The 25,205-nt window shown below is 66.2% G+C and carries 28 protein-coding genes and 1 tRNA gene; 15 read left to right on the top strand and 14 right to left on the bottom strand.

Annotated elements, in window-relative coordinates:
* Positions 1–82 precede the first annotated feature (82 nt).
* Positions 83–754 carry an HAD-IB family hydrolase gene (locus GYM46_RS14590; RefSeq protein ID WP_035306226.1) on the top strand — a complete coding sequence of 224 codons (672 nt, stop codon included), beginning with the start codon at positions 83–85 and terminating at the stop codon, positions 752–754.
* A gap of 3 nt (positions 755–757) precedes the next feature.
* Here GYM46_RS14590 and GYM46_RS14585 read toward each other — a convergent pair whose 3' ends face one another.
* The 3 genes from GYM46_RS14585 to tig all read right to left on the bottom strand — a co-directional run bounded on the left by GYM46_RS14585 (position 758) and on the right by tig (position 3,304).
* Positions 758–1,078 (bottom strand): hypothetical protein, encoded by a 321-nt coding sequence (locus GYM46_RS14585; RefSeq protein ID WP_008260378.1) that lies wholly within the window; start codon positions 1,076–1,078, stop codon positions 758–760.
* A gap of 72 nt (positions 1,079–1,150) precedes the next feature.
* Positions 1,151–1,798, bottom strand: coding sequence for an ATP-dependent Clp protease proteolytic subunit (locus GYM46_RS14580; protein ID WP_008264353.1), 648 nt, complete (start codon positions 1,796–1,798; stop codon positions 1,151–1,153).
* 162 nt (positions 1,799–1,960) lie between these two features.
* Positions 1,961–3,304, bottom strand: coding sequence for a trigger factor (gene tig / locus GYM46_RS14575; RefSeq protein ID WP_040349636.1), 1,344 nt, complete (start codon positions 3,302–3,304; stop codon positions 1,961–1,963).
* Positions 3,305–3,496: 192 nt separating this feature from the next.
* Between tig and GYM46_RS14570 the strand changes: the two genes are divergently transcribed.
* On the top strand, positions 3,497–4,198 hold the full coding sequence (locus GYM46_RS14570) for an MBL fold metallo-hydrolase (protein WP_008258867.1): 702 nt from the start codon (positions 3,497–3,499) through the stop codon (positions 4,196–4,198).
* A gap of 1 nt (position 4,199) precedes the next feature.
* On the opposite strand, the gene GYM46_RS14565 is transcribed toward GYM46_RS14570, so the two are convergent.
* Complete coding sequence (locus GYM46_RS14565) at positions 4,200–4,493, bottom strand: DUF883 C-terminal domain-containing protein (protein ID WP_040349637.1); 294 nt, start codon at positions 4,491–4,493, stop codon at positions 4,200–4,202.
* A 109-nt stretch (positions 4,494–4,602) separates the two neighbouring features.
* Here GYM46_RS14565 and GYM46_RS14560 point away from each other — a divergent pair, with 109 nt between their 5' ends.
* From GYM46_RS14560 to GYM46_RS14550, 3 genes are all read left to right on the top strand, one after another.
* Complete coding sequence (locus GYM46_RS14560) at positions 4,603–4,803, top strand: hypothetical protein (RefSeq protein WP_008263693.1); 201 nt, start codon at positions 4,603–4,605, stop codon at positions 4,801–4,803.
* A gap of 80 nt (positions 4,804–4,883) precedes the next feature.
* A complete protein-coding gene (locus tag GYM46_RS14555) occupies positions 4,884–5,102 on the top strand; it encodes a general stress protein (protein ID WP_035306217.1) in 219 nt (72 codons plus the stop codon).
* A gap of 241 nt (positions 5,103–5,343) precedes the next feature.
* On the top strand, positions 5,344–6,369 hold the full coding sequence (locus GYM46_RS14550; RefSeq protein ID WP_008258776.1) for an IS110 family transposase: 1,026 nt from the start codon (positions 5,344–5,346) through the stop codon (positions 6,367–6,369).
* 938 nt (positions 6,370–7,307) lie between these two features.
* Here GYM46_RS14550 and egtB read toward each other — a convergent pair.
* The 6 genes from egtB to GYM46_RS14520 all read right to left on the bottom strand — a co-directional run bounded on the left by egtB (position 7,308) and on the right by GYM46_RS14520 (position 15,471).
* Positions 7,308–9,470, bottom strand: a complete 2,163-nt coding sequence (gene egtB, locus GYM46_RS14545) for an ergothioneine biosynthesis protein EgtB (protein ID WP_008262291.1) — start codon at positions 9,468–9,470, stop codon at positions 7,308–7,310.
* A 117-nt stretch (positions 9,471–9,587) separates the two neighbouring features.
* Positions 9,588–10,799, bottom strand: coding sequence for an acyl-CoA dehydrogenase family protein (locus GYM46_RS14540; protein ID WP_008259750.1), 1,212 nt, complete (start codon positions 10,797–10,799; stop codon positions 9,588–9,590).
* Between the two features lie 104 nt (positions 10,800–10,903).
* On the bottom strand, positions 10,904–11,209 hold the full coding sequence (locus tag GYM46_RS14535; protein ID WP_008258997.1) for an SCP2 sterol-binding domain-containing protein: 306 nt from the start codon (positions 11,207–11,209) through the stop codon (positions 10,904–10,906).
* Positions 11,210–11,468: 259 nt separating this feature from the next.
* On the bottom strand, positions 11,469–11,747 hold the full coding sequence (locus tag GYM46_RS14530) for a SemiSWEET family sugar transporter (RefSeq protein WP_008259199.1): 279 nt from the start codon (positions 11,745–11,747) through the stop codon (positions 11,469–11,471).
* 32 nt (positions 11,748–11,779) lie between these two features.
* Positions 11,780–13,288, bottom strand: a complete 1,509-nt coding sequence (locus GYM46_RS14525) for an amidase (protein WP_081836101.1) — start codon at positions 13,286–13,288, stop codon at positions 11,780–11,782.
* Positions 13,222–15,471, bottom strand: a complete 2,250-nt coding sequence (locus GYM46_RS14520) for a S9 family peptidase (protein WP_008262801.1) — start codon at positions 15,469–15,471, stop codon at positions 13,222–13,224. The genes GYM46_RS14525 and GYM46_RS14520 overlap by 67 nt, the downstream gene beginning before the upstream one ends.
* Before the next feature lie 108 nt (positions 15,472–15,579).
* On the opposite strand from GYM46_RS14520, the gene GYM46_RS14515 reads away from it, so the two are divergent.
* From GYM46_RS14515 to GYM46_RS14505, 4 genes are read left to right on the top strand one after another with little or no spacing between them, the layout of a single operon-like run.
* Positions 15,580–16,395 (top strand): ferredoxin--NADP reductase, encoded by an 816-nt coding sequence (locus tag GYM46_RS14515; RefSeq protein ID WP_008259687.1) that lies wholly within the window; start codon positions 15,580–15,582, stop codon positions 16,393–16,395.
* Positions 16,396–16,434: 39 nt separating this feature from the next.
* Positions 16,435–16,767 (top strand): chorismate mutase, encoded by a 333-nt coding sequence (locus tag GYM46_RS14510; protein ID WP_008261936.1) that lies wholly within the window; start codon positions 16,435–16,437, stop codon positions 16,765–16,767.
* Between the two features lie 25 nt (positions 16,768–16,792).
* Positions 16,793–16,981, top strand: a complete 189-nt coding sequence (locus GYM46_RS16890) for an antitoxin (RefSeq protein ID WP_008262014.1) — start codon at positions 16,793–16,795, stop codon at positions 16,979–16,981.
* Positions 16,974–17,246 (top strand): type II toxin-antitoxin system RelE/ParE family toxin, encoded by a 273-nt coding sequence (locus tag GYM46_RS14505; protein ID WP_040349638.1) that lies wholly within the window; start codon positions 16,974–16,976, stop codon positions 17,244–17,246. Before GYM46_RS16890 ends, GYM46_RS14505 begins: the two co-directional genes overlap by 8 nt.
* Here GYM46_RS14505 and GYM46_RS14500 read toward each other — a convergent pair.
* The gene (locus tag GYM46_RS14500) at positions 17,243–17,596 is read right to left on the bottom strand and encodes an Hpt domain-containing protein (protein WP_008259521.1); all 354 of its coding nucleotides are present in this window, start codon (positions 17,594–17,596) and stop codon (positions 17,243–17,245) included. The two genes, GYM46_RS14505 and GYM46_RS14500, sit on opposite strands and share 4 nt — an antisense overlap.
* Positions 17,596–19,008: an amino acid permease gene (locus GYM46_RS14495; protein WP_008261041.1), complete on the bottom strand. Its 1,413-nt coding sequence runs from the start codon at positions 19,006–19,008 to the stop codon at positions 17,596–17,598. Before GYM46_RS14495 ends, GYM46_RS14500 begins: the two co-directional genes overlap by 1 nt.
* Before the next feature lie 155 nt (positions 19,009–19,163).
* Between GYM46_RS14495 and GYM46_RS14490 the strand changes: the two genes are divergently transcribed.
* Positions 19,164–19,239, top strand: a tRNA-Lys gene (locus GYM46_RS14490).
* A gap of 585 nt (positions 19,240–19,824) precedes the next feature.
* On the opposite strand, the gene chrA is transcribed toward GYM46_RS14490, so the two are convergent.
* Complete coding sequence (chrA, locus tag GYM46_RS14480) at positions 19,825–21,057, bottom strand: chromate efflux transporter (RefSeq protein WP_008259501.1); 1,233 nt, start codon at positions 21,055–21,057, stop codon at positions 19,825–19,827.
* Positions 21,058–21,484: 427 nt separating this feature from the next.
* On the opposite strand from chrA, the gene GYM46_RS14475 reads away from it, so the two are divergent.
* The 5 genes from GYM46_RS14475 to GYM46_RS14455 are packed head-to-tail and all read left to right on the top strand — an operon-like array spanning position 21,485 to position 24,416.
* Positions 21,485–21,733 carry a MoaD/ThiS family protein gene (locus GYM46_RS14475; protein WP_008263543.1) on the top strand — a complete coding sequence of 83 codons (249 nt, stop codon included), beginning with the start codon at positions 21,485–21,487 and terminating at the stop codon, positions 21,731–21,733.
* Positions 21,734–21,740: 7 nt separating this feature from the next.
* Positions 21,741–22,205, top strand: coding sequence for a molybdenum cofactor biosynthesis protein MoaE (locus GYM46_RS14470; protein ID WP_154725593.1), 465 nt, complete (start codon positions 21,741–21,743; stop codon positions 22,203–22,205).
* Positions 22,205–22,744, top strand: coding sequence for a molybdenum cofactor biosynthesis protein B (moaB, locus tag GYM46_RS14465; RefSeq protein ID WP_008262424.1), 540 nt, complete (start codon positions 22,205–22,207; stop codon positions 22,742–22,744). The genes GYM46_RS14470 and moaB overlap by 1 nt, the downstream gene beginning before the upstream one ends.
* Positions 22,741–23,232: a cyclic pyranopterin monophosphate synthase MoaC gene (moaC, locus tag GYM46_RS14460; RefSeq protein WP_008261425.1), complete on the top strand. Its 492-nt coding sequence runs from the start codon at positions 22,741–22,743 to the stop codon at positions 23,230–23,232. Before moaB ends, moaC begins: the two co-directional genes overlap by 4 nt.
* The gene (locus tag GYM46_RS14455) at positions 23,229–24,416 is read left to right on the top strand and encodes a molybdopterin molybdotransferase MoeA (protein WP_008259348.1); all 1,188 of its coding nucleotides are present in this window, start codon (positions 23,229–23,231) and stop codon (positions 24,414–24,416) included. The genes moaC and GYM46_RS14455 overlap by 4 nt, the downstream gene beginning before the upstream one ends.
* A 3-nt stretch (positions 24,417–24,419) precedes the next feature.
* On the opposite strand, the gene GYM46_RS14450 is transcribed toward GYM46_RS14455, so the two are convergent.
* The gene (locus tag GYM46_RS14450) at positions 24,420–25,184 is read right to left on the bottom strand and encodes a DUF542 domain-containing protein (protein ID WP_008262219.1); all 765 of its coding nucleotides are present in this window, start codon (positions 25,182–25,184) and stop codon (positions 24,420–24,422) included.
* Between the last annotated feature and the right edge of the window lie 21 nt (positions 25,185–25,205).

The following is a 25,205-nucleotide window of genomic DNA, read 5'->3' as shown; positions in this document are numbered from 1 at the left end:
CCCACGTTCAACGACAACCCCGAAGGCGGCAGGGGAATGTTGCAAGGCGGGGATGGATCAGTGTCGGTGGGGATCAAGGCGAATGTCTGACATGGGGAGCTTGCAGGATTTGCGCCAGTCCCGGACGAAGTCGGGAGACGCGCCGGACCGGGGCGCGGCGCCCATCGTGGCCTTTGATTTCGACGGCACCCTGACTATTCGCGACAGTTTCACCGAATTCCTGCGCTGGCGGGCCGGTCCGGGCGGCTGGGCCCTGGGCCTGGTCAAGCTGGCGCCCGCCCTGGCCGTCTATGCGCGGGACCGGGATCGGGGTCGGATCAAGGCCGCCTCGGTGAAGGAATTCCTGGCCGGCGAGACGAAGACGGCCCTGGAGGCCGAGGCGACGCAATTCGCGGACACCGTCTGGGATCGTTTCATACGGCCCGACGCGCTGAAGGTCTGGAACGAGTGGGGCGAACGCGGCGCCCATCGCGTGATTGTGACCGCCTCGCCCGAGACCACGGTGGCGCCCTTTGCACTCAGACTGGGCGCCGAGGCCTTGCTGGGCACCCCGCTGGTGTTTGATTCGGAACAGAGGGTGACGGGCGCATTCGCTGGGCCGAATTGTCGCGGGCTGGAAAAGGTGCGGCGTCTGAAGGCCGCCTATGGCGAGGACATGGTGCTGACCGCCGCCTATGGCGACACCTCGGGCGACCGCGAGATGCTGGCCATGGCGCAGCAGCCCGGATTCAGGGTGTTCCGCCAGAAGCCGTGACAGTCAGGCGCCGTCCGCGTCAACATCAAACACGACCGCCTTGCCGCGCGAGGTCGGGTCCCATCCCGCCTCAATGGCCGAGGCGACGGCGTTGCGGACCGCATCGACATTGACGCGCTGCTTCTCGACGTCGGGCCGGCCGTTGGGGCGCAAGGGCGGCGGAAACTGCACGATGGCTTCGCGCTTGAAATCGACGTGGCGCAAAGACACGGCCATGCCCTCCCAGACGTTGCCGCCCTTGGGTTGAGGCTGGCGACGGATTTCCCAAACATAGGTCTCGCCGTCGACCTCGACCGTGCCGCTGGGATCTCGTGTGAACTGCATGACGGTTCCGATAGCACAAAATGAAAAGGGCGCGCCGAGACGGCGCGCCCTTTCGCCATATCATCCGGCGGTTTAGTGGCCGGGCGTCTTGACGCCGTCGGCGTCGGCCTGTTCGCGCTTGTCGTAGACGTGGTCGACGATGCCCCAGGCCTTGGCCTCTTCGGCCGACATGAAGTGGTCGCGGTCCAGGGTCTTTTCGACTTCTTCGTAGGTCCGGCCGGTGTGGTGGACGTAGATCTCGTTCAGACGCTTCTTGGTGTAGCGGATGTCGGCGGCGTGCAATTCGATGTCCGAGGCCTGGCCGCGGAAGCCGCCGGAAGGCTGGTGCACCATGATCCGGGCGTTCGGCAGGGCGATGCGCTGGCCCGCGGCGCCGGCCGTCAGGATCAGCGAACCGGCCGAGGCCGCCATGCCCATGACCACGGTCGAGACCGGGCTCTTGATGTATTGCATGGTGTCGTAGATCGCGAGCGCCGAGGACACCTGTCCGCCGGGGCTGTTGATGTACATGGAGATCTCCTTCTTGGGGTTCTCCGATTCCAGGAACAGCAGCTGGGCGCAGATCAGCGAGGCCATCGTGTCCTCGAAGGGCCCCGTCAGGAAGATGATCCGCTCGCGCAGCAGGCGCGAGAAGATGTCGAAGGAGCGCTCGCCCCGGCTGGACTGCTCCACCACCATGGGGACGAGGTTCATGTTCATCAGTTCGATCGGATCGCGCATATGGCCTTCTCGATAATGCGGGGGACGGGCGAATCAGTGATCGCACGCCTTGTTAGTCTGCATATCGCGTCATGAAGACCTCCTTACAAGGCCGGCCCTGGACACGAAAAAAGCGGAGGCCTTGCGGCCCCCGCCTTTTGGAACATCAAACTCGGGGAGCGATCAGCCCTCTTCGTCTTCCTTCAGCAGCTCTTCCTTGGTGATCGGCTTGTCGGTCACTTCGGCCAGGCCGACGATCAGGTCCACGACCTTTTCCTCGTAGATCGGGGCGCGCATCTGGGCGGCGGCGTTGGGGTTCTGGCGGTAGAAGTTCAGGACGGCCTGCTCCTGGCCCGGATAGTTGCGGGCTTCCTGCAGCAGGGCGGCGTTCAGCTCCTGGTCGGTGACCTGGACGTTGTTGGCGCGGCCGATCTCGGCCAGGACCAGACCCAGGCGCACGCGGCGCTCGGCGATCTTGCGGTATTCGGCCTTCAGGTCCTCGTCGGACTTGGCGGCGTCCTCTTCCGGCAGGCGGCCGGCGGCCTTGTCGGCCTCGACCTGCTGCCAGATGCCGTCGAACTCGGCCTCGACCATCTTCGGCGGCAGCGGGAAGTCATGGGCGGCGTCCAGCTGGTCCAGCAGGGCCCGCTTCAGCTTGAAGCGGGCGGCGCCGGCGTATTGCTGGTTCAGGTTCTGGCTCAGCAGTTCCTTCAGCTTGTCCAGCGATTCCAGACCGATGCGCTTGGCGAAGTCCTCATCGACCTTGGCTTCGACCTCGGCCTTGATGGCCTTCACATTGACGTCGAAGGTGGCCAGTTTGCCGGCCAGGTGGGCGGCCTGATAATTCTCAGGGAAGGTGACCTCGATGGTCTTTTCTTCACCGACCTTGGCGCCGGTCAGTTGTTCTTCGAAGCCGGGGATGAAACGGCCCGAGCCGATGACCAGGTCCGCGTCCTCGGCGGCGCCGCCGTCGAAGGGCTCGCCGTCCAGCTTGCCCAGGAAGTCGATGGTCAGTTGGTCGCCCTCGGCGGCCTTGACGGTCTTGCCCTTCTTGTCCTCGTAGGACTTGGCCTGGCCGGCCAGCTCGGTCAGGGCCTCGTCCAGATCGGCGTCCGAGGCTTCGTAGGTCGGGCGTTCCAGCTTCAGGGTCTTGGGATCGACCGGGGTGAAGTCCGGCATGATTTCCAGGGCCATTTCATAGGCCAGGTCTTCCTGACCGGCCATGACCTTGTCCATGTCGGAGGTCAGCTTCATCTCGGCCGGAGCGGCCGGACGGATCTTGGCCTCGTCGAGGGCCTTCTGGCTGGTTTCGTTCAGCTCGGCGTTGATGATCTCGCCCATGAACTCGCGGCCGAAGGTCTTCTTGACGTGGGCGACCGGCACCTTGCCCGGACGGAAGCCCTTCAGCTTCACCTGCGGGGCGACTTCCTTGACGCGGGCTTCGAGCTTCTCGTTCAGCTCCGCGACGGGAATGGTGACCGCGAACACGCGGCTGAGGCCTTCGTTCGACTTTTCGACGACTTGCATGGTCGGGATTTCTGACGCTCTGGGGCGCATGGACCGTCGAGACGGCCGGCGCGGAATGGATAAAGCAAGAAGGCCGCCCCGTTGGGAGCGGCGCCTCGAAGCCCGCCCTTATGTCGAGAAGGGCTCCAAAGGTCAACGTGAGCGTGGCCTCGGACGGTGGTTTCACGCCGCATCGGGGGTTATGTTGGCCGAATGAGCCAGCCCGCCTCCCCCATCGGCGTCTTCGTCACGCCCGTCACCCCGCTTCAGCAGAACTGCACCACCGTCTGGTGCACCGCGACGAACAAGGCGGCGGTGATCGATCCGGGCGGCGCGGTCGATGCGGTTCTGGGCGAGGTCGAGCGGCGTGGGCTGACCATCGATCAGATCTGGATCACCCACGGCCACCTGGACCACGCCGGCGGCGCGGCCGAGATGCAGGAGAAGACCGGGGTCCAGATCACCGGGCCGCAGAAGGCCGATCAGTTCTGGATCGACCGGATCGTGGAGAGCGGCCGGATGTACGGCCTGCCCGATGCGCGGCCCTTCACCCCCGACCGCTGGCTGGAGGACGGCGATACGGTCAGCCTGGGCGAGACGACCTGGGAGGTGCGGCATTGCCCCGGCCATACGCCGGGCCATGTGATCTTCTTCAATCGCGCGGCGCGATTCGCCCAGGTGGGGGACGTTCTGTTCAAGGGATCAGTCGGCCGCACCGACTTCCCGATGAGCGATCCGCCCGCCCTGATCCGCGCCGTGGTCGAGAAGCTGTGGCCGCTGGGCGACGACGTGACCTTCGTGCCGGGACATGGGCCCATCTCGACCTTCGGCGAGGAGCGGCGGACCAATCCCTTCGTGTCGGATGCGGCGCTGCAAAGGGCGCCGATCCAGCGGGAACCGGTGGGGCCGGCCTAGATCAGCGGCGCAGCAGCATGCCGATGATCACGCCGACGCCCAGGGCGTAGAGGGTGGTCTTCATCGGTTCATCGCGGATGCCGTCGCGGGCGGTTTCGACCCGGCCGACCACCTTGCTGCGGATCAGTTCGGCGTCTTCACGAAGCGCCTGACGCAGGGAGGTCGTGTCTTCGAAGCTGCGGCGCTCGCCTTCGGCCAGGATGGCGTCGGCCTGACGGTCTAGACGCTGGGTCAGGGTGTCGTCTTCCAGGACGATGTCGTCGGGCGATGCGGGGGTGATGGGGGTCTGGGTCATGGTGATCTCCGGGGTTCGGACACTGAACCGGCGCGCCCCGATCCAGTTCCAACCCGGCCGTGAACATTGCGGGTCGCGTGGCGTTCTTTCAGCCTCAAAGGAGAAGACCATGACCTATGTCGAACCCACGCCCCCCGGAACGCCGCAACCCGAGATCCAGCCGGACCCGACGCCCCAGCCCGAAATCGATCCGTCCGACACGCCCGACGAAATGCCGCCGATGGAGCCCGGCGGCGGCGACGAAGGCGATCCCGCCCCTACGGAGCCGATTGAAGTCAAACCACAAAGACGTTCAGAGGCGGGACAGTAAAACGAAGTTCCGCACGGAACCGTCACCGAGTCACAGGGTTCACTTCGGCAAGCGCAACCGCAGCACTGAAAGGAACACCGATGGACAGCCAACCCACGCGACCCTCCGGCGTTTCCAAGCGAGGCTTCGCCTCGATGGATCCGGAACGGCAGCGCGAGATCGCGCGCAAAGGGGGCGCCAGCGTCCCCAGCGAAAAGAGAAGCTTCTCCCAGGATCGCAGTCTGGCCGCCCAGGCCGGACGCAAGGGCGGCGAGGCCTCGCACGGGCCGAAGAAGGACGCTTCGAACGAAGCCGAGTGATACGGCTTCAGTGAAATTCTGCAGGGCGGCGCGTCAAAGATGCGCCGCCCTTTTTCTGGTCCCCGTCATCCTCGGACAAGCCAGGAAAAGACGAGGATACACCGACACCAGCAAAGGGCCGGACGGCGCCGTCGCCGAAAGCGGACTTTTCAAACGGCTATTATGGGTGATGGGGTGGACGCCCCCCGACGGCATCTATGTGCCAGAGTGAGGTGTTGAACAGCACTCGAAGGAGGCGTCCGTGGAACAAGTTAGCACTGTCGGTCTGGATCTCGCCAAGAACATCTTTCAAGCGCATGGCGCTGATGCCTCGGGCGAGGTGGTGTTTCGCAAGAAGTTGGGTCGAGGCCGATTGCTGGCGTTCTTCGCTGGCCTGTCGCCCTGCGTGGTGGCGATGGAGGCCTGCGCCGGCGCCCATTACTGGGGGCGTGAGCTGGCCCGCCAGGGTCATACGATCCGATTGATCCCGCCCATCTATGTAAAGCCGTTCGTGAAGCGTCAGAAGAACGATGCGGCCGATGCCGAAGCCATCTGTGAGGCGGCGCAGCGCCCCAGTATGAGGTTCGTGCCGCTGAAGGAGGAGGAGCAGCAGGCCAGCAGCGTGGTCTTTCGGGCCCGCGACCTTCTGGTCCGGCAGCGAACCCAGACGATCAACGCCCTGCGCGGTCACCTGGCCGAATACGGCTGGATTGTTCCCAAGGGCGTTCCGCACGTCGATAGGTTGATCGCGCGCGTCGAAGATCCGGCAGAGGCGCTTCCAACCGCCGCGCGGACGATTCTTCTCGTCCTGGTCTCGACCCTCCGATCGCTGGACCAGCAGATCGCCGTGCTCGATGCGGAGATTGCTTCCCGGGCCAAGAACGATCCGGTTGCGCGTCGACTGATGACCATTCCCGGGATCGGTCCCATCACAGCTACAGCCTTGGTCGCACTGGCCCCGTCACCCGAAGCCTTCAAGAGCGGTCGGCACTTCGCCGCCTGGCTGGGACTGACGCCGCGACAACGATCCACCGGCGGTCAGCAGAAGCTCGGCGCGATCACCAAGATGGGCGAGCGAACGCTTCGACGGCTGCTGACCATCGGGGCCAGCGCGGTGATCAAACAGGCCGTCATTCGGGGCGCGCCAGCAGGTTCCTGGCTGAGCCAGATGCTGGAGAGAAAGCCCAAGATGTTGGTCATCGTCGCCTTGGCGAACAAGAACGCCCGCATAGTCTGGGCGCTCTTGGCCAAGGGCGATGTCTACCGAGCTCCGGTCGTGTCGGCCTAGCCAGCACGACCGCGAGACGTCGAAGCGTAGGGATGAGCGAAGGAGCGTATGGCGCAACAGTCGGCGAGACGGGATCAGGAAAACCAGGGCTTTCCACTGTGCTTCGAGCACGCCGTGGGTGATTTGGACCGGATCCGCGAACTCCCATACAGGCCAGCGGTCTTTGAGCGACCGCATCAACAGGCCGGACAGATGGCAGCATCCGACTACGTGTCAGAAATTCCCGAAAATCACTCTTGCGCTGAAGGGGGCGTCCACAGATGGAAAGCGGAAGCTACGCGAGGCAGTCTCGCTAAAATCGCTGGGACGGCCAATCACGATGAAACGGGCAGGCATCGCCTTCGCATTAGCTGGGATCATGCTCGCGGCTGGCAATGTGTCTGCCGACCCGCCAGCAGATGAAGCTCTCTGCAGCGCTGGGTCGCCAAGCCTACCAGTAGCCATGGAAGTGTCTGAGAGGGTGGTGCTCTACGTCGTTACGGCAGTGGTGGTGGATACCGACCCATTGCCCGCAGATGAGACGGAACTGATGCGCGGAACGTTCGAGCTGACGCCTCTCGCGACCTTGAAAGGCCAGGGGGAGGCCACGCGAACGTCCGTTCGTTTCGACGCTACGCTTTATCCGGAGCTGTTCGGAGGACCGCCCTGTCGTTGGTCCGTTCTACCCGTGAAGGGAGAAATCTGGATCGCCACGGGAAGCCGGGATGGCGAGGATTGTGTTCAATGTGATGGTCGGTTGGATGCTGTCCATAAACTCGGTTGGCGCGGACCGCTAAGCAGCTTCACTAGGTAGCCGCCTGACGTCCGAAATGGGTCGCAAACCGAAATAGACCCGCCGTAAGAAAGCCGACCTTCAGATCGCGACTGCAGGAAACTGTCGTCCTGGGTCAACGCTCGCCCGAGGTGACGGGCGTGGGGGTGTACGCCCCCACAGGGTCTCAACCTCGCAACAAGGCCAGGGCTACGCGGGGTTCGGGCGAAACCTCGAAACCGGCCGTGGACCAGCCGGACTCCTTGGCCAGTGCGGCGACCGAATCCTGCGTGAACTTGCGCGAGCTTTCGGTGTGGATGGTCTCTCCGGCCATGAAGTTGAAGGCGCTGTCGCCGACGCGGGCGGCGGTTTGGCGCACGGCCTGGAGGTGCATCTCCATGCGCGACTGATCCGGGTTCCAGACGGCGCGGTGGGCGAAGGCGTCGAGGTCGAAATCGGCGTCCAGTTCGGCGTTGGCGCGGGCCAGGAGATTCAGGTTGAACGCGGCGGTGACGCCCTGACTGTCGTCATAGGCGGCGACCAGGGTCGCGGGATCCTTGACCAGATCGACGCCCAGAATGAACAGCGCCCCCTCCCCCAGCATCCGGCGCGCCGAGGCCAGGAACCGCACCGCCTCCTCGGGCTCCAGATTGCCGATGGTGGAGCCGGGGAAGAAACCGATGCGCCGGCCGTGCGGCAAATCGTCCGGCAGGGGCGCGAGATGTTCGAAGTCGCCCGGGACCGGCTGGACCCGCAGGCGGGGATAGTCGGCGCGGATACGGGCGGCGGCGTCCAGCAGGGCTGACTCGCTGATGTCCAGCGGCACATAGGCGCCGAGGTCGGGCGCGGCGTCCAGCAGGAGACGGGTCTTTTCGCTGGCCCCCGATCCGAACTCGACCAGGACGGCGTCTGGGCCGAAGTCGGCGGTCAGGGCGGCGGCGCGGTCGCGCAGCAGGGCCGTCTCCTGACGGGTCGGATAATATTCCGGCAGGGCGGTGATGTCCTCAAACAGGCGCGAGCCCTCGGCGTCGTAGAACCATTTGGGCGGCACGGCCTTCTGGCCACGCGACAGGCCCTGGACCAGGTCACGCCGGAAGGCGGCGGTCTGGGGGTCGTCCTCGGGGGAAACCTTGCGCTCGTGCGGGGCGTCTTCGGCCAGTCTCAGACCCATGAAGGCCCACCTCTGTTGGGGGTAGAAGAAGTTGCGATAGGTGATGCGGGCATGGCCGGGCGGCGTGGCGAAGGCGCCGCCGCGCAGGACCATCTGATTGGCCATGAACTTGCCATTGTACTCGGCCGCCGTGCCCGGCGTCGGCTGGAAGCCGGGGTATGGGGCGTAGGCGCTGGACGTCCACTGCCAGACCTCGCCCGACAGGTTGGACAAGGCGTCGGGGGCCGTGGTCGCGGCGTGCTCCCATTCCGCCTCGGACGGCAGGCGTTTGCCGGCCCAGCGGGCGTAGGCGTCGGCCTCGTAGAAGCTGACATGACGCACCGGGGCGGCCGGGTCGACGGGAACGCGGCCGGTCAGGCTCATGACGCTCCAGTCGTCGCCGTCGCGGCGCCAGTAGAGGGGCGCGGTCCAGACCTCGGCCTTGACTGTCGCCCAGCCGTCGGACAGCCACAGCTCGGGTCGGGCGTAGCCGCCGTCGGCGATGAAACCCAGCCAGTCGCCGTTGGTCACGAGATCGGCGGCCAGAGCGAAGGGCTCCAGCCAGACCCGGTGCGAGGGCCCCTCGTTGTCGAAGGCGAAGCCGGGGCCGTCGTGACCGATTGAGACCAGGCCGCCGTCGAAGGCGACGACGCCGCCGCGCGGGGGCTCCAACGGGGCCTGTCGCGGCTCGACCCCATAGGCGGCCGGGTCCAGCGGCGAGCGGGACATCAGGTTCAGCAGGTCCATCAGGAACAGCTCCTGATGCTGCTGGTCGTGGTGCAGGCCCAGCTCGAACAGATAGAGTTGCTGACCGCTGGACGGACCCGAGGCCAGCCAGGCGGCCATGCGGCGATCGATTTCGCGCCGATAGGCCAGGACCTCGTCCACCGAGGGGCGGGTCATCAGACCGCGCTGGGGCCGGGGCACCCGTTCGCCCAGGGCCTCGTAGTAGGAGTTGAACAGCTGCTGGAAGCGCGGATCGACCGGCTGGTAGTCCGGATCGGCCGACAGGATCATGGCCTCGAAGAACCAGCTGGTGTGGGCCAGGTGCCATTTGCCGGGACTGCAATCCGGCATGGACTGGGCCGACAGGTCCTCGGGCGAAAGGCCGTCGGCCAGGGCGGGCATGGCGACCCGGGTCTCCCTGAAACGCGCCACATCCGACGCCGCCCGCGTATCGGGCTCGAAGCGAGCATTCATGTCAGCCGTTCCGTCCCGCCTCAGCCCCGAAGCCCCGGCGGGCGTCGCGTCGTCCAAGCAGAACGAACGTCACGCCTCAGCCGGAGTTCCCCTGATCTAGGAAGCGTAACGGTGAATTCAACGCACCGGCTTGCCGCCGTGTTTGGCGTACTCCAGCCGGGCGATGCTGCGGTTGTGAACCTCGTCCGGGCCGTCGGCGATCCGCAGGGTGCGCACCGTCGCATAGAGTTCGGCCAGGGGCGTGTCGCCCGAGACGCCGGCGCCGCCGAAGGCCTGGATGGCGTCGTCGATGACCTGAAGCGCCATGCGGGGGGCGGCGACCTTGATCTGGGCGATTTCGGAGCGGGCGTTCTTGGCCCCCGCCTCGTCCATCATCCAGGCGGCCTTCAGCACCAGCAGGCGGCACATCTCGATATTGGTGCGGGCGTCGGCGACCCGCTGCTCCCAGACTGAATGTTCGGCCAGCTGTTTCCTGAAGGCGGTGCGGTTCAAGAGGCGCTTCACCATCAGCTCCAGCGCCCGCTCGGCCGCGCCGATCACGCGCATGCAGTGGTGGATACGGCCGGGGCCGAGGCGGCCTTGCGCGATCTCGAACCCCCGGCCCTCGCCGGCGATCAGGTTCGAGGCGGGGACGCGGACGTTCTCCAGCACCACCTCGGCGTGGCCGATGGGGCGTTCGTCATAGCCGAACACCGACAGCATCCGCTCGACGCGGAAGCCGGGCGTGTCGACGGGGACGATGATCTGGGACTGCTGGGCGTGGGTCGCGGCGTCCGGGTCGGTCTTGCCCATGACGATGGTCACGGCGACGTTCGGGTGGGCCATATTGGTCGACCACCATTTGCGGCCGTTGATGACATAGTGGTCGCCGTCGCGCTCGATCCGGGTCTGGATATTGGTGGCGTCGGACGAGGCGACCTCGGGCTCGGTCATCAGGAAGGCCGAGCGGATCTGGCCCGCCATGAGCGGCTTCAGCCAGCGGTCCTGCTGGGCCGCGTCGCCGTACATGTGCAGGACTTCCATATTGCCGGTGTCGGGGGCGTTGCAGTTGAACACCTCCGACGACCACAGATGGGCGCCCATCATCTCGGCCAGAGGCGCGTAGTCGAGGTTGGTCAGGCCGGCGCCATGCTCGCCCGGCAGGAACATGTTCCACAGGCCCGCCTCGCGCGCGGCGGCCTTCATGGCCTCCATGACCGGGGGCTGGCGGTTCGGGTTCTCGCGCACCTGGGCGAAATATTCGGCCTCGCGCGGGATGACCTGTTCGTCGAGGAAACGGCGCACGCGGGCGTGCCAGTCCAGGGCGCGGTCGGAATGTCTGAAGTCCATGTCGTTTCCTCGTTTTTCGTTCGCGTCTCTGACGGGCGCTGAAGACGAAAACGGCGCGGCCCCGAGGGGAGCCGCGCCGCAATCAACTGTTGCTCAGCCTGCCATCAGCGCTTCAGCAGCGGGGCCAGTTTCTGGGCGATCATCATATCGCCGGCGATCTTCAGCTTGCCCTGCATGAAGGCCATCATCGGATCCAGCTTGCCTTCCGACAGGGCCATGAAGTCATCCCATTTCATCGAGATGGTGGCGTCGGCGGGCTTGTCTTCGTTGGTGACGGTGTTCGGCACCGAGGCGCCGTCGATGAAGATCTTGCCCTCGTCGCCGAGGTCGAGCTTCACGGTCTTGCCGAGGCCGGAGTTGTCGCCGACGGCGCCGCGGATGTGTTCTGTGACTTGTGCGAGATCAGGCATTGGAGGCGTCTCCCTTGGACGTTGGAACACATGCCGTAACCCGCATCGCGCAGGGCGCCAAGATCACGTCGGGTAAAGCTGTCGTCACTTGTCGTCGGACGAGCGCGAATACAGACCGGCCAGGGCCAGCGCGGCCATGAAGAAGACGAAGGCCGCGACGATAGCGGCGACGAATGGAACTGCGTCCTGGGGCATGCGAAATCTCCTCCGCCCACGATTGCGCCGTCAGACAGGGTTCGCCTTGATCCGGATCAAACCGTCACGCTTCGGGATCGCCGTTCCGGAAGCGCCATTTCATCGCCAGGACCCCCGAAGCCATGACCAGGGCGCATGAGTTGGCGATGGTCACCGGCCAGGCCTGGGTCATGACGCCGTAGACGACCCACAGGGCGAAACAGGTCACGGTCAGGGAATAGGTCTTCAGACTGACCGACGAGGCGTCGCGTTCCTTCCAGATCTTGATCGCCTGGGGCGCGAAACTGGTCACGGAGCAGACCGCTGCGGCCGAGCCGACGATATTGGCGATCAGGTCGCTCATGCCGCATTCCCAGCGGCCGCGACCGCCCGATGTCAGGGCCGGGATACAGGCGGCGGCCGCCGCGCCTGCGTCGCCTGTTCGAAGGCGTAACCAAGGGAAAGGATGCGCGCGTCATCCCATTTTCCACCGATAAAGCTGAGACCTACGGGCATATTCTGATCAAACCCCATCGGCACGGTCAGGTGGGGATAGCCGGCGACGGCGGCCAGACGGCTGGCGGCGCCCTGCATGTCGTCGTCGTCCTTGGGGTCATTGGTCCAGGCGCGCGAGGTGGTGGGGGCGACCAGGGCGGACAGGCTGTGCGCCCGCATCAGCCGGTCGATCCCTTCCTCCCCCGCCAGTCGCAGCGAGGTGGCGCGGGCCTGGATATAGGCGGGGTCGTCCAGCCCGCCCATGGCCTGGGCCTGTTCGAAGACGTCCTGGCCGAACAGCACGGTCTCGCGCGGCTCGGCGGCGTTGAAGGCGATGACCTGGGCCAGGGTGCGTGTCCTGACCTGGGTCGGGTCGGTCGAGGCCAGATAGGCGTTCAGATCGTGCTTCAGTTCGTACAGCAGCACCTTGAACTCAGCCTCGCCCAGGGTGCGGCCGTCAGGCCCCTCCGGCAGATCGACCAGGACGGCGCCGGCGTCGCGCATAGCTTGGAGGTTCTGTTCGAACACCGCCTGGGTCTCGGGCGAATAGCCCTTGAGGAAACGCATCACGCCGATGCGCGCGCCGCGCAGCGACCCGGCGTCGAGGGCGGCGACATAGTCGGTCCTGCGGACGTCGGCCTCGGCGGTGGCGGCGTCGGCAGGGTCCGAACCGGCGATGACGGTCAGCACCCGCGCGGCGTCGCGAACGGTCGCCGCCATGGGGCCGGCGGTGTCCTGGGAATGGCTGATCGGCACGATGTGGGTGCGCGAGACCAGGCCGACCGTGGGCTTGAACCCGACGATCCCGTTGACCGAGGCCGGACAGGTGATCGAACCGTCCGTCTCTGTGCCTATGGCCGCCGGCGTCAGGCCCAGGGCCACCGCCGCGCCGCTGCCGGACGAGGAGCCGCAGGGGGTGCGGGCGAGATCATAGGGGTTCAGGGTCTGGCCGCCGACCGCGCTCCAGCCGCTGATCGAGTCCGACGAGCGGATATTGGCCCATTCCGACAGATTGGTCTTGCCGACGATGACCGCGCCACCGGCGCGCAGACGGGCGACCAGGGGCGCGTCGCGGCCCGGCGCATTGTTCGCCAGAGCCAGAGACCCGGCCGTGGTCGGCATGTCCGTCGTCTCGATATTGTCCTTCAGCAGGATCGGCATTCCGGACACGGCGGACACGCCGCGGCCGGTCGGCGAAGAGTCACTCCAGCGCAGGACGGCGTGGGCGCTGTCGTTCAGGCGGCCGGCCACAACCACCGCTGCGGCGGACGGATATTCCCCGGCCTGACCGCCCGCCCCGGCCGCGCATCCCGCCAGGGACAGCGCGACCGCAGCCGCGAGGATCAGTCGGCGGCCGGTTCCGCCCGCTTGCCGATCATGCGGTCCAGGAAGTCGAGATAGGTGCGCCATTGCTGAAGTTGCCTCGGTTCGCCGCGGACGCCGTGTCTCTGGCCGGGATAGAGCATCATCTCGAACGGCGTGCTCTTGGCCTGAAGGGCGTCGATCACGCGGGTGGCGTTGCCGAATATGACATTGTCGTCGGCCATGCCGTGGAGGATCAGCAGCCGGCCGGTCAGGTCGTCGAGGCGCGGCAGGACGTCGGTGGCGGCGTAGCCTTCGGGGTTGTCCTGCGGCGTGGACATGTAGCGTTCGGTATAATGGGTGTCGTAGAGGCTCCATTCCGTCGGCGCCGCGCCGGCCAGGGCGGCCGCCAGGTCCGCATTCTTGTCGGTCAGGGTCAGCAGGCTGAGGAAGCCGCCGAAGCTCCAGCCCATGACCGCGATATGGTCAGGATCGACATAGGGCAGCGTCTTCAACCATTTGGCGGCCAAGGCCTGATCCTCGACCGCAGGAAGACCCAGGCGGCGATAGAGGCTGGTTTCGAAGGCCTGGGACCGGTCGCCCTCGCCGCGGTTATCGACGCGGAAGACGATATAGCCGGCCTCGGTCAGCAGTTGGTTGGTCAGGGGCTGCCAGCTCTTCTGCACGCCCGCGCCGGTGCCGGGGCCGCCATAGACCTGCATCACCACCGGATATTTCTTCGACGGATCGAAGTCCGGCGGGGTGGTCATGCGCCAGACCAGGGTTTCGCCGTGGCTCTGGATCGTGCCGAACTCGGGCGTGCGCAGCCGCGAGACATAGGGGGCGAAGGCGTGGTCAGCGTCGAGCCTGTTCTCCTCGATCCAGCGCACGCGCGTGCCGTCGATCCGGTACAGGGCCGACTGGGGCGGGGTCTTCGGATCGGAATAGTTGCCGACATAGGCCGTCGCCGGCCCGTTGACCGACACGTTCCACCAGCCGCCGGCCGGGGTCACCGCCACCGGATCGACGGTGCGGTTCAGGCTGGCGCGGAACATCTGCTGTTCGATCGGCAGTTCCTTGCCGTCGCGCATCGAGGCGGTGAAATAGACCTCGCCGGTCTGTTCGTTGACGCCGTCCAGATGTTTGACCGGATAGTCGCCCCGCGTGATGGCGCGTAGCTGACGGCCGTTACGGTCGTACAGATACAGGTGGCGCCAGCCGCTGTCCTCGTTCGACCAGATGAAACGGCCGTCCGCCAGGACATGGAAGTCGTTGTTCAGATCGACCCAGGCCTGGGCCTTCTGGCTGAGGATCACGCGAGAGGCGCCGGTGGCCGGATCGACGCTGAGCAGATCCAGCGTCTTCTGGTCGCGCGACTGGCGCTGGACGTACAGGGTCTTGCCGTCGTCGGCCCAGTCGACCCGCGCCAGATAGATGTCGGTGTTGGACCCCAGGTCCACCTTGACCCGTGCGCCGGTCTGCTGATCCCGGACATAGAGTTCGACCAGGGCGTTGGGGCGGCCGGCGCGGGGATAGCGCTGCTCGACCATGGTGGCGCCGGCGCCGGTGATCTCGAAGCGCGGCACGATGTCCACCGGGCTTTCGTCCACACGGGTCAGGGCGATGTAGCGTTCATCGGGGCTCCACCAATAGCCGGTGTCGCGGTCCATCTCTTCTTGGGCGATGAACTCGGCCGTGGCCCAGGCGATCAGGCCTGCGCCGTCGTCGGTGATCGGGGTCTCCTGGCCGGTCGCCAGATCATAGATGACCAGGTTCTGGTCGCGGACCCAGGAGACATAATTGCCCTTGGGCGAGACCTTGGCGTCGATCTCGTCGGCGGCGGTCTCGGTCAGGCGGCGCACCTTGCCGTCGGCGCGGCTGGCCAGGAAGATGTCGCCTTCCAGCGGCGCCAGGATGTAGCGGCCCTGCTGGTCCCAGGAATAGTCGACCACGCCACGGGCGCTGATCCGCATCCGCTCGCGCCGGGCCTTTTCTGCCTCGGACAGTTCGCCGGCGTCGGGGACCAGGGCGCGGGCGTCGATCAGCTTGTATGGTTCGCCCTCGCCGGTCGGGGCGGCCCACAGGTCCTGGACGTCCACATTGTCCTCGCGAGAGCGCAGGAAGGCCACCAGCTGGCCGTCGGGCGACAGGCTGACCCCCTTGGCCACCGGGCCGTTCAGGCTGGGGCTGGAGAAGACCCGCTCGGGCGTCAGGATATTGGAGGGCGACTCCTGGGCGACCGCTGAACCGGCCGAGAGGAGGATGGTCGAGGCGAGAAGAATTGTGCGCATGGTCGGCGACGCTAGCGGCGCTTCTGCAAGCCGTCACGAGGAAAAGTCGCCGTTGGGACGATGGCTTTTCCTTCCCTGCGAGCGGGTCTCAGATTAGAGAGGCGTACGATGACCGACGCCGCCCTCTCCCCCGCTCCCGTCAAAGCCAGCCCGTTCAACGAACTGGAGGTTCTGTGGGTCCGCCACTGGACCGACAGCCTGTTCAGCTTCGGCGTGAAACGGCCCGAGGACTTCCGCTTCCGTTCGGGCGAGTTCGTGATGATCGGCCTGCCGGGCGAAGACGGCGGCAAGCCGGTGCTGCGCGCCTATTCCATCGCCAGCCCCTGCTGGGCCGAGGAGCTGGAGTTCTTCTCGATCAAGGTCGCCGACGGTCCCCTGACCTCGCGGCTGCAGAAGATCGTGGCCGGGGACACAGTGCTGATGGGCAAGAAGCCCACCGGCACCCTGGTCCTGGACGCCCTGACCGGCGGCGAGCGGCTGTTCCTGATCGGCACGGGCACGGGCCTGGCCCCCTGGCTGAGCGTGGCGCGCGATCCGGAGACCTATTCCCGCTTCGGCCATGTCTATGTGATCCACACGGTGCGCAGCGTCGCCGACCTAGCTTACCGCGACTTCTTCACCCGCGAGATCCACGACGATCCCTTGATCGGCGACGAGGCCAGGGCGCAGCTGACCTATTATCCGACGGTCACGCGCGAGGAATTCGTGACCCCCGGCCGGATCACCGACCGCATCAAGTCGGGCGACTTCTTCCGCGACCTGGGCCTGCCCGAAGGCTTCGACCCCGCCCGCGACCGCGCCATGCTGTGCGGCTCAATGGCCATGATCAAGGAAGCGGGCGAACTGCTGGAGACCTATGGGCTCAAGGAAGGCTCCAACGCCGAGCCTGCCGACTATGTGCTGGAACGCGCCTTCGTCGGCTAGGGGTTGAAAAGTCCGCCCATCCCGGCGAAAGCCGGGGCCATGCACCACCCTGCCCTTGTCGCCGTCGACGCCCGCGTCGATCCCGCCGAATGCCAGTCGATGGCCGAGGTCCGCCAGGGCGTCGACGCCCTGGACCGCGCCCTGGTCGCCCTGCTGGCCGAACGCCAGCGCTATATGGAGGCGGCCGCCCGCATCAAGCCCGACCGCGACGCCGTCTTCGACCAGGCCCGCATCGACGACGTCGTGGCCAAGGTCCTGACCGCCGCCGAAACCCACCACCTGGCGCCCGAGATCGCCGAGCCGGTCTGGCGCCTGCTGATCGACCGCTGCATCGCCCACGAGTTCGCGGTCTACGACCGGACTCGGAGCTAACGCCTTACAGTGGTATTCTCCTGACATGGCGCATCAGGAACCTTCTGTCTTCAGCCAGCCTGACCCCGAGGCGGACGCCCGATCCCTGGAAGAGGCGGAGGCCGATTTCGCGGCCGGCCGGGTCGTCCCGCATGAAGAGGTCGCAAAGTGGCTTCTGACCTGGGGCACACCTGAGGAAGGCCCGCCGCCGGAGTCTTGGGGCCTGGATGACTAGGGTGGTTTGGACGATCAGGTCCCTTCGGAGCCTCCGGTCGATCCAAGCCTATATTTCCCACTTCAACCCGCTGGCCAGTCAGCGCATAGCAAGTCGGCTCAAGGCCGCCGGCGATAGTCTGGCTGATTTCCCCGAACGTGGAGCGCCGATAGGCGGCGGTCGCCGCCAGTTGACGCATGTCCCACCCTATTTGCTGCGTTACCGCGTAGTGGGAGACATGGTGGTGATACTCGACATCAGACATTCCGCCCAGGACCTCGACTAGCCTCGCAGCCCTCGCAGCATCAGCTCGTGGCGATAGGCGGCCACGTCGGCCAGGGCGACATCCAGCGCCGTCTTGACCCGGTCCAGCGCCGGCGCCGCCAGGGTCTGTTCCGCCGCTTCCGCCTCGGCGCAGATCGACGCCAGGTCGCCGGCCCCGATCCCTGCCGCCGCGCCCCGAATGGTGTGCACCCCGTCGCGCCAGCCGTCGGCCTTGGGGTTCAGCAGCACAGACCAGAGGGCGGCCTGTTCGACGAACAGGCCCAGCACCTCTTCCGAAATCGACGCGTCGCCGCCGGTCATGGCCTCAAGCACGCTGAAGTCGACGGCGCCGGTCAGATCGCGGCGCGCCATCAGGCGGCCTCTTCCTCACCCTTGGCCAGGCGCGAGTTCTTCGACGACCACAGCAGATAGATGGCCACGCCGATCAGGTTCCAGACGACGAAGCCCACCTGGGTGACGGGCTTCAGACTCAGGAAGAAGACGATGCAGCCGATCACGCTGATCGCGCCGACCAGGGGCCACAGCGGCGCCTTGAACACCCGTTTGCGATTCGGCTCGCGAATCCGCAGCACGACCAGGCACACTCCCACCGAACAGAAGGCCGCCAGGGTGCCCGCATTGGCCAGGGAGGCCAGTTCGTCCAGCGGCAGCAGGCCGGCCAGGATCGCCACCACCACAGCCGTAAAGACCGTCACCACCGCCGGCACGCCGCGCGCCGACACCTTGGCCAGGCGGCGCGGCAGCAGGCCGTCGCGCGCCATGCCCAGGAAGATGCGGCTCTGGCCGAACAGGAAGGCCAGCAGCACGGTCGGAAGCGCGATCACCGCCGCCGCCGCGATCCACTGGGCCGCCGTCCCCTGCCCCATCTGGCGCAGGATCAGGGCCAGGGGCTCGGGGCTGTCGGCGAAATCCGCCACCGGCCGGGCGCCGATGGCGGCGGCCGCGACCACCAGATACAGGGCCGTGCAGACCAGCATGGAGCCGACGATGCCGATGGCCAGGTCGCGCTCGGGCTTCTTGGTCTCCTCGGCCGCCGTCGAAATGGCGTCGAACCCATAGAAGGCGAAGAAGATGATGGCCGCCGCCGCCATCACCCCGGTCTGGACGAAGGGGGCGCCGAAGCCGTTGGGCATGAAGGGGGTGAAGTTCTCGGGCTTGAAGGCCGGCAGGGCGATGGCGACAAAGACCACCAGGGCGGCGATCTTGATCACCACCAGCACGGCGTTCAGCGTCGCGCTCTCCTTGGTGCCCAGCAGCAGCAGGCCCGTCACCACCCCGATGATGGCCACGGCCGGCAGGTTGATGATCCCGCCGGCGTGGGGCCCGGCGACCAGGGCGGCCGGCAGATCGACGCCCAGACCGCTGAGGAAGCCGACGGCGTAACCGGACCAGCCCACCGCCACGGCGCTGACCACCAGCGAATATTCCAGGATCAGACTCCAGCCCACCACCCAGGCGATCATCTCGCCCAGGACGGCGTAGGAATAGGTATAGGCGCTGCCCGCCGCCGGCATCATGGTCGACAGTTCGGCATAGGCCAGGGCGGCGCAGGCGCAGACCAGGCCGGCCAGGCCGAAACTGATCAGCACCGCCGGCCCCGCCAGCCCCGCCCCGACCCCGATCAGGGTCAGAATGCCGGTGCCGACGATGGCGCCCACGCCCAGGGCCAGCAGGTGCGGCCAGCTGAGCGTCGGCTTCAGGCGTGGTCCGTCGTGCGGCGCCGTCATGACGTCGATCGAACGACGCCGGTTCCAGAAGGCCATGATGCTTGCTCCCCCGCCGCCCCACGCGACCGATTCCGTGCGGACCATGCCCGTCAAAGAAAGTTTGCGAAAGCGCTTGCCAACCCCCCAAGGGCTGGGTAGTAGGAGCGCCCTTCGGCAAGGCCTCTCGCCCCCGAAGACGAAGACGACCGGTCGGGTGATTAGCTCAGTTGGTAGAGCAGCTGACTCTTAATCAGCGGGTCGTAGGTTCGAACCCTACATCACCCACCATCGTCTTATTGATTTCATTGAACATTTTTACCCAACCTCCCGGGCCACCGTTTCTCGGCCAGAGAAAAACGGTGAAAAAAACGGTCGATTTCGAGGTCTTTGAAAGCCGATCCGGAAGGTCGCAAGCCGTTCTCTGACGATAGATTGAATCTATGCTCCGTCATGATGACGAGACTCGTCATTAAGGCAGGACCCAACCCGCCCGACCGCTTCAGGACCGAGAACCTCCGACCGTAGGGATCGGTATTTAGTCTTCTCGATCCTGTTTGGAGACTCACAGGTCCAAACTGATCGAGGATCTGCGTCATGGAAGAAACAACACGCGTTCCAGGCCGATTTCTGAGGACGCCGGAAGCTGGCCGACTGCTTGGCTTGTCCGGCAGAACGCTGGAGAAGCATAGGACCTGTGGCACAGGCCCCCGGTACAGAAAACTGGGCGGTCGAGTGGTCTATGCGGAGAATGAATTGCTTGCGTGGGCGGACGCGGGGCTGAGACTGTCCACTTCAGATCCAGCCGCCCTCCCCAAGACGCCGCCACCCAGCCATGGCCGTCCGGTCGGCTAATTGGATTGGAGGGCTTCGGCTTCAGCCGACGACGAGAGAGACCGCCATGCTGGAAGCGACAAGGCTCAAGACGACGAGCCAGGGCGGCGTCCGAAAGGGAACGAGCAGAACGAAGCCAGCAGCAGCCAAGGTCAAATCGATAGGCGATAGGACCGCGCTCTCCCAAACCGGATCATAGAGCGCCGCCGCAAGAATACCCACGACGGCGGCGTTGGCCCCTCGCAGTGCGGCTTGCGCGGCGGGCCGCGTCCGCACGCCGCCCCAGAAAGGGACCACGCCGACCAAAATTAAGAGACCGGGCAGGAAGACGCCAATCAAGGCGATGAACGCGCCGCCCAGGCCGTTGGGCGCAGGGGCACCTATAAAACCCAGATAGGCGGAGAAGGTGAAAAGCGGTCCCGGCACGGCCTGCGCGGCGCCATAGCCGGCAAGGAAGACGTCTTCGCCAACCCAGCCCGGTCCCACGACGCCGGCCTGCAGCAAGGGCAAGACGACATGGCCACCGCCAAACACCATTGCTCCTGAGCGATAGAAGGCTTCGAAAAGCGCCCAGCCGTGAGAATCCGTGGCGATGACGAGGAAAGGCAAGCCCAACAGCAAGACGCCGAAGACCAACAGAGCCGCAGCGCCGGCCCGCCGGCTGACAGGAAAGGGAAGCGGCTGAACGGGAGCCTGGGGTGCGCCACGGCAGACGACGAGCCCCAAGATCGCGCCCATGGTGATCGCGGCGACCTGTGTCAGTCCCCCCGCCGCCAAGGATACAATCAGCGTCGCTCCAACAGCGATGCCTGCCCGCTGAGCGTCCGGCGTGAGCGTCATCGCCATGCCCACCACGGCTTGCGCAACGATAGCGACGGCGACGAGCTTGAGCCCATGGACTAAGGCGAGCGCGATCGGGCCACCCAAGGACTGTGCGCCATAGGCAAACAGAACCAGAGCTGCTGCCGAGGGAAGCGTGAATGCGGCCCAGGCCGCCAGGGCGCCTAAGGGGCCCGCCCGCATCAGACCCAGCGCAAATCCCACCTGACTAGACGCAGGTCCGGGCAGGAACTGACAAAGCGCCACAAGGTCCGCATAGGCGGCCTCGTTGAGCCATTTACGACGCAAAACAATCTCGTCGCGAAAATACCCGAGATGAGCGATCGGTCCGCCGAACGCGGTCAGGCCCAACTTCAGAAAGGTAAAGAAGACCTCGCCTGCCGAACCCTGCGCCGCGCCTTCGGCGGCGTTTCCTTTTGGTGCTGGATGGATCACTTGGCCGGGTCACCGTTGGCTGTCAGGGTAGCAGGCCGTTCAATCTTCGATATCATCAAGCGTCAAGCGAACGGCGGGGCATCGGGCCCGCCTTAGCGATGAACAGCCCATCAAACGCAAATCGAACTCTGGCGACCGCCGCCGCATGACGAGAGTCAGCGCACCATTTGACGGAAGACAATTCTGATTATCGCTGCGTGTTGTAAGGGACGTGAAATCGCCAAAGTGATCGGCCGGAGGGTCGATCTCGATGGCCGAAGCCGACCCGAGCAGCCAACTTGTCCCTCCCCCATTCGCTCGCCCAAGATTCGCTCTGGCTATTGATTGGAAGGAGCGGCTTGATGTCTTCTCTTCCAGGGCCGGGTTCCGCCTCTGCGCGCCGCGCAACCTCAACAGAGCCGTTTCGACGGCCGGATACTGAATAGCCATGACCCGCATCCTCTATTTTGGCCGCGTCGCTGAAAAGCTGGGCACAGAAGGCGCCCTGGAGCTGCCTGCCGAAGGTTTGACCGTACGTGAGATAAGACGCCGCCTCGCCGATCAGGACGAGGTCGCCGCCGACGCCCTGATACGCTCCGACGTGCGCGCCTCGGTGGATCAGGTCATCGCCGGCGAGGACGCCCTGGCCCGACCGGACCAAGAGATCGCCTTCTTCTCCATCTTTTCGGGGGGATGAGGTGGCCTTGGACGTTAGACTGGTCTTCGGCGCCTTGTCTCCGGCGGCCGAGCTGGAGGCGTTCTTGGCCGGTCGGACGGGCGACGGCGCAGTGGTGACCTTCACCGGCCTCGCGCGCGGGACGTCCAGGGACGGATCGACCGTCGCCGCCCTGACGCTGGACCATTATCCCGGCATGACCGAGCGCTCTATGCGCGACATCGCCGAAGCCGCTGCGGCGCGATTTCAGATCGAGGACCTGATCGTGGCGCATCGCTGCGGCGAGATTACGCCGGGAGAAACCATTGTTTTCGTCGCCACCGCGTCGCCGCACCGGCGCACGGCCTTCGAGGCGGCGGACTATCTGATGGACAGGCTCAAGACCGAGGCCGCATTCTGGAAGCGCGAGACCGGCCCCGCCGGCGCGCGCTGGATCGAGCCCGTGGACGAAGATCGCGCCGCCCTGGCGCGCTGGAAGGACAAGACCCCCTGATGGCCGGAAGAATCGATGAAACTCTGCCGTTTCACCCCCTGAACATCGCGGTTCTGACCATATCGGACACCCGCGACGAAACCACGGACACCTCCGGCGGCCTCTTGGTCGAACGGCTGACCGGTGCCGGCCATAGGCTGGCCGGGAAGGCGATCGTCCACGACGATGTCGATGCGATCCGAGACCAGCTGAAGGTCTGGATCTCTGGCCCCGAAGTGGACGTCGTCCTGACGACGGGCGGCACCGGCTTTTCGCCGCGTGACGTGACCCCGGAAGCCGTCAAGCCGCTGTTCCGACGCGAGCTGGAAGGGTTTTCCGTGGTGTTCCACCTGGCCAGTCTGGGGACGGTCGGCGTGGCGACGCTGCAGTCGCGCGCCCTGGCGGGTCAGGCCGAGGACACCTTCGTCTTTTGCGTGCCCGGCTCCACCGGCGCCTGTCGCGACGCCTGGGACCTGGTGTTGGCCGAGGAACTGGACAGCCGCTTTCGCCCCTGCTCCCTCGTCGGCCAAATTCCGCGCTTCCGGGGCATCTGCCCATGAGCGGCCTCACCCATCTGGACGCCGCAGGCCGGGTGCACATGGTCGATGTCGGAGACAAGGCTGTAACGGCGCGACGCGCCGTGGCCGAAGGGCGGGTCTTCTGTGCGCCAGCCACCCTCGCCCTGGTGCGCGACGACAAGGCGCCCAAGGGCGCCGTCATCACCACTGCGGAACTGGCGGGGATCATGGGCGCCAAACGTACGGCCGATCTGATCCCGCTGTGCCATCCGTTGAGCCTAGACAAGGTGTCGGTGAAGGTGGCGGTCGACGACGATCTTCCCGGCTTTGTCGTAACGGCGGAGGCCCGTGTCAGCGGCTCCACTGGGGTTGAGATGGAGGCCCTGACCGCCGTCTCGGTGGCCTGCCTCACCCTTTACGACATGCTGAAGGCCGCCGACCGCGGCATGATTATCAGCCAGGTGAGGCTCTTGTCCAAGTCCGGCGGACGCTCGGGCGATTGGACCGTCGAGGAGGACAGCGCCGCGTGACGGATTTCGATACGGCCCTGGCCCGCCTCCTAGCCCAGGCGAATCCGCTCGGTTCCGAAGTCGTCGCGCTCGAAGCGGCGAGCGGACGCGTGCTGGCGACCGATCTCAAGGCGCGTGGCGCCGCGCCGCGGACGGCGGTCTCGGCCATGGACGGCTATGCCGTTCGCGACGTCGATCTGTCGATCCTGCCGGCGCGCTTGCCGATCGCCTCGGTGGCCTTCGCAGGGCGCGGCGACCTTCCCGTCCTGCCGTCCAAGACCTGCGTGCGGGTCTTCACGGGAGGCCCTGTGCCGACCGGAGCCGACCGCGTCGTGGTCCAGGAGGAAGTCGGCCGCGACGGCGAACTGGCCCTATTTGCGACGGCGCCGGGACCAGGACGTCACATCCGGGCCGCCGGTTCTGATTTCGAAGCCGGCGACGTGCTGCTGGCGGCGGGGACCCGGCTCGGCTACCGCGCCCTGGTGGCCGCCGCCGCCGCCGATGTCGCCGCCCTTTCCGTCGTGCGCCAACCCCGGGTCGTCATTCTGAGCACCGGCGATGAACTGGCGGCGCCGGGCCAGTCTCTGGAGACAGCCGGCAGTATTCCCGAAAGCGTGTCGTTCGGCGTCGCCGCCCTGGTTGAAGCCAGCGGCGGCCAGGTCCTGGACCGCCGTCGTCTGGCCGACGCCCCCGACCAGCTCAAGGCCGCCGCCCGTCTTGCCCTTGATACGGCCGACGTGGTCGTGGTCACAGGCGGGGCCTCGGTGGGCGACAAGGACTACGCCCGTTCGATGTTCGCCGGATTCGGCCTGGACCTGATTTTTTCCAAGGTGGCCATGAAGCCAGGCAAGCCGGTCTGGTTCGGACGCGCCGGTCGCGAACTGGTCATGGGCCTGCCAGGCAATCCGACATCCGCCATGGTCACGGCGCGTCTGTTTCTGGCGCCCTTGATCGCGGGCCTGGCGGGCCGCGATCCGGCCGAACGGCTGGCCTGGCGGGACATGATCCTGACCGAAGCCCTCAAGCCTTGCGGCGACCGCGAGACCTTTGAACGGGGGCGTCCCGACGGCGATGGCGTCGCCGGGCTCAAGGTCCAGGATTCGGCGACCCAGAAGGCGCTGGCCGGCGCCGACCTCCTGATCCGCCGGCGCCCAGGCGCGCCAGGCCTGCCCCCCGGCGACATGGTCCCGGTTCTGGACTTCTGAAGCCTAGGAAAAGCGCGGAAACAGCAGGTTGTTCTCCAGATGGACGTGGACCCGCAGGTCCGCGTCCAGCTTCCGACAACCGACATAGAGCGCGCGCCAGGAGCCACAGGCGTCGGCGGGCGGAGCAAAGTCGCCCGTCAGATCGGCCATGAGATCGAGGGCGTCGATCAACTCAACATGATCCTGGAGCATTCGAGCGATGGGCTGGTGCAAGCTCGGCTCCCCGCCGTTGAGCATGATGGGAAACAGAATCGCCTCCTCCTTGTGCTGATGGTCCTCAAGGTCCTCGAACATGCGCGACAGCAGGTCGTGCAAGCCGCGTGGACAGTCGCAGCGATCCTTATGCGTCGCTTCGACGCGGCGCGCGGTGTCAATGAGACCCGGAAACTCGAGGCGATGGACCTTGTGGTAGCGCTCGATGATGTGGGCGATGAGCGCTGCGGGTTCGGTCGGATAGGGCTCGGCCTGGCGTGCGGTGGCGGATAGTTCGGCTTGGAGCTCAGCGAGATTCAGACGACGCGCCTCCGCCGCCAGGGCCAGGGTCGCCTCCCCTTTGGAGCAGAAATCGATCTTGTGGCGCAGCAGGACGTCGCAAGCGCCCGGAAGAGAGGCGGCGATCGCGGCGATGGATTGATGTCGAAGAGCCATGCGGCGAAGGGTCCCTTTTTGCGCCCCGGCCTGGGGTTTCGCTCCTTCTAGGCCGCTGAGGCCGCGCTCGGCTTGATCGGCGTCAAGGGCGATGCTGACGCTCGTCGGCGCCTGCGACATGCCGCAGCCTGTTCCGCACGC

It is taken from the genome of Brevundimonas mediterranea, from assembly GCF_011064825.1.
In the GTDB taxonomy this organism is placed as follows: domain Bacteria; phylum Pseudomonadota; class Alphaproteobacteria; order Caulobacterales; family Caulobacteraceae; genus Brevundimonas; species Brevundimonas mediterranea_A.
Note: the sequence above shows the minus strand (reverse complement) of the source record. Positions and strands in the feature narration are given on the sequence as shown.

Bases quoted from the DNA above. Each gene is read 5' to 3' on its own strand.
- GYM46_RS14495 (WP_008261041.1), bottom strand. From the start codon at position 19,008: ATGGCCTTCTGGAACCGGCGTCGTTCGATCGACGTCATGACGGCGCCG.
- GYM46_RS14555 (WP_035306217.1), top strand. From the start codon at position 4,884: ATGGACAGCCAACCCACGCGACCCTCCGGCGTTTCCAAGCGAGGCTTC.
- GYM46_RS14505 (WP_040349638.1), top strand. From the start codon at position 16,974: ATGACTAGGGTGGTTTGGACGATCAGGTCCCTTCGGAGCCTCCGGTCG.
- GYM46_RS14500 (WP_008259521.1), bottom strand. From the start codon at position 17,596: ATGGCGCGCCGCGATCTGACCGGCGCCGTCGACTTCAGCGTGCTTGAG.
- GYM46_RS14540 (WP_008259750.1), bottom strand. From the start codon at position 10,799: ATGGACTTCAGACATTCCGACCGCGCCCTGGACTGGCACGCCCGCGTG.
- GYM46_RS14525 (WP_081836101.1), bottom strand. From the start codon at position 13,288: ATGGCGCACCTATCTCGACTTCCTGGACCGCATGATCGGCAAGCGGGC.
- GYM46_RS14580 (WP_008264353.1), bottom strand. From the start codon at position 1,798: ATGCGCGATCCGATCGAACTGATGAACATGAACCTCGTCCCCATGGTG.
- GYM46_RS14535 (WP_008258997.1), bottom strand. From the start codon at position 11,209: ATGCCTGATCTCGCACAAGTCACAGAACACATCCGCGGCGCCGTCGGC.
- GYM46_RS14520 (WP_008262801.1), bottom strand. From the start codon at position 15,471: ATGCGCACAATTCTTCTCGCCTCGACCATCCTCCTCTCGGCCGGTTCA.
- moaB (WP_008262424.1), top strand. From the start codon at position 22,205: ATGGCCGGAAGAATCGATGAAACTCTGCCGTTTCACCCCCTGAACATC.
- GYM46_RS16890 (WP_008262014.1), top strand. From the start codon at position 16,793: ATGGCGCATCAGGAACCTTCTGTCTTCAGCCAGCCTGACCCCGAGGCG.
- GYM46_RS14590 (WP_035306226.1), top strand. From the start codon at position 83: ATGTCTGACATGGGGAGCTTGCAGGATTTGCGCCAGTCCCGGACGAAG.
- GYM46_RS14450 (WP_008262219.1), bottom strand. From the start codon at position 25,184: ATGTCGCAGGCGCCGACGAGCGTCAGCATCGCCCTTGACGCCGATCAA.
- GYM46_RS14585 (WP_008260378.1), bottom strand. From the start codon at position 1,078: ATGCAGTTCACACGAGATCCCAGCGGCACGGTCGAGGTCGACGGCGAG.
- GYM46_RS14515 (WP_008259687.1), top strand. From the start codon at position 15,580: ATGACCGACGCCGCCCTCTCCCCCGCTCCCGTCAAAGCCAGCCCGTTC.
- GYM46_RS14570 (WP_008258867.1), top strand. From the start codon at position 3,497: ATGAGCCAGCCCGCCTCCCCCATCGGCGTCTTCGTCACGCCCGTCACC.
- GYM46_RS14475 (WP_008263543.1), top strand. From the start codon at position 21,485: ATGACCCGCATCCTCTATTTTGGCCGCGTCGCTGAAAAGCTGGGCACA.
- tig (WP_040349636.1), bottom strand. From the start codon at position 3,304: ATGCAAGTCGTCGAAAAGTCGAACGAAGGCCTCAGCCGCGTGTTCGCG.
- GYM46_RS14565 (WP_040349637.1), bottom strand. From the start codon at position 4,493: ATGACCCAGACCCCCATCACCCCCGCATCGCCCGACGACATCGTCCTG.
- GYM46_RS14530 (WP_008259199.1), bottom strand. From the start codon at position 11,747: ATGAGCGACCTGATCGCCAATATCGTCGGCTCGGCCGCAGCGGTCTGC.
- moaC (WP_008261425.1), top strand. From the start codon at position 22,741: ATGAGCGGCCTCACCCATCTGGACGCCGCAGGCCGGGTGCACATGGTC.
- GYM46_RS14510 (WP_008261936.1), top strand. From the start codon at position 16,435: ATGCACCACCCTGCCCTTGTCGCCGTCGACGCCCGCGTCGATCCCGCC.
- egtB (WP_008262291.1), bottom strand. From the start codon at position 9,470: ATGAATGCTCGCTTCGAGCCCGATACGCGGGCGGCGTCGGATGTGGCG.
- GYM46_RS14560 (WP_008263693.1), top strand. From the start codon at position 4,603: ATGACCTATGTCGAACCCACGCCCCCCGGAACGCCGCAACCCGAGATC.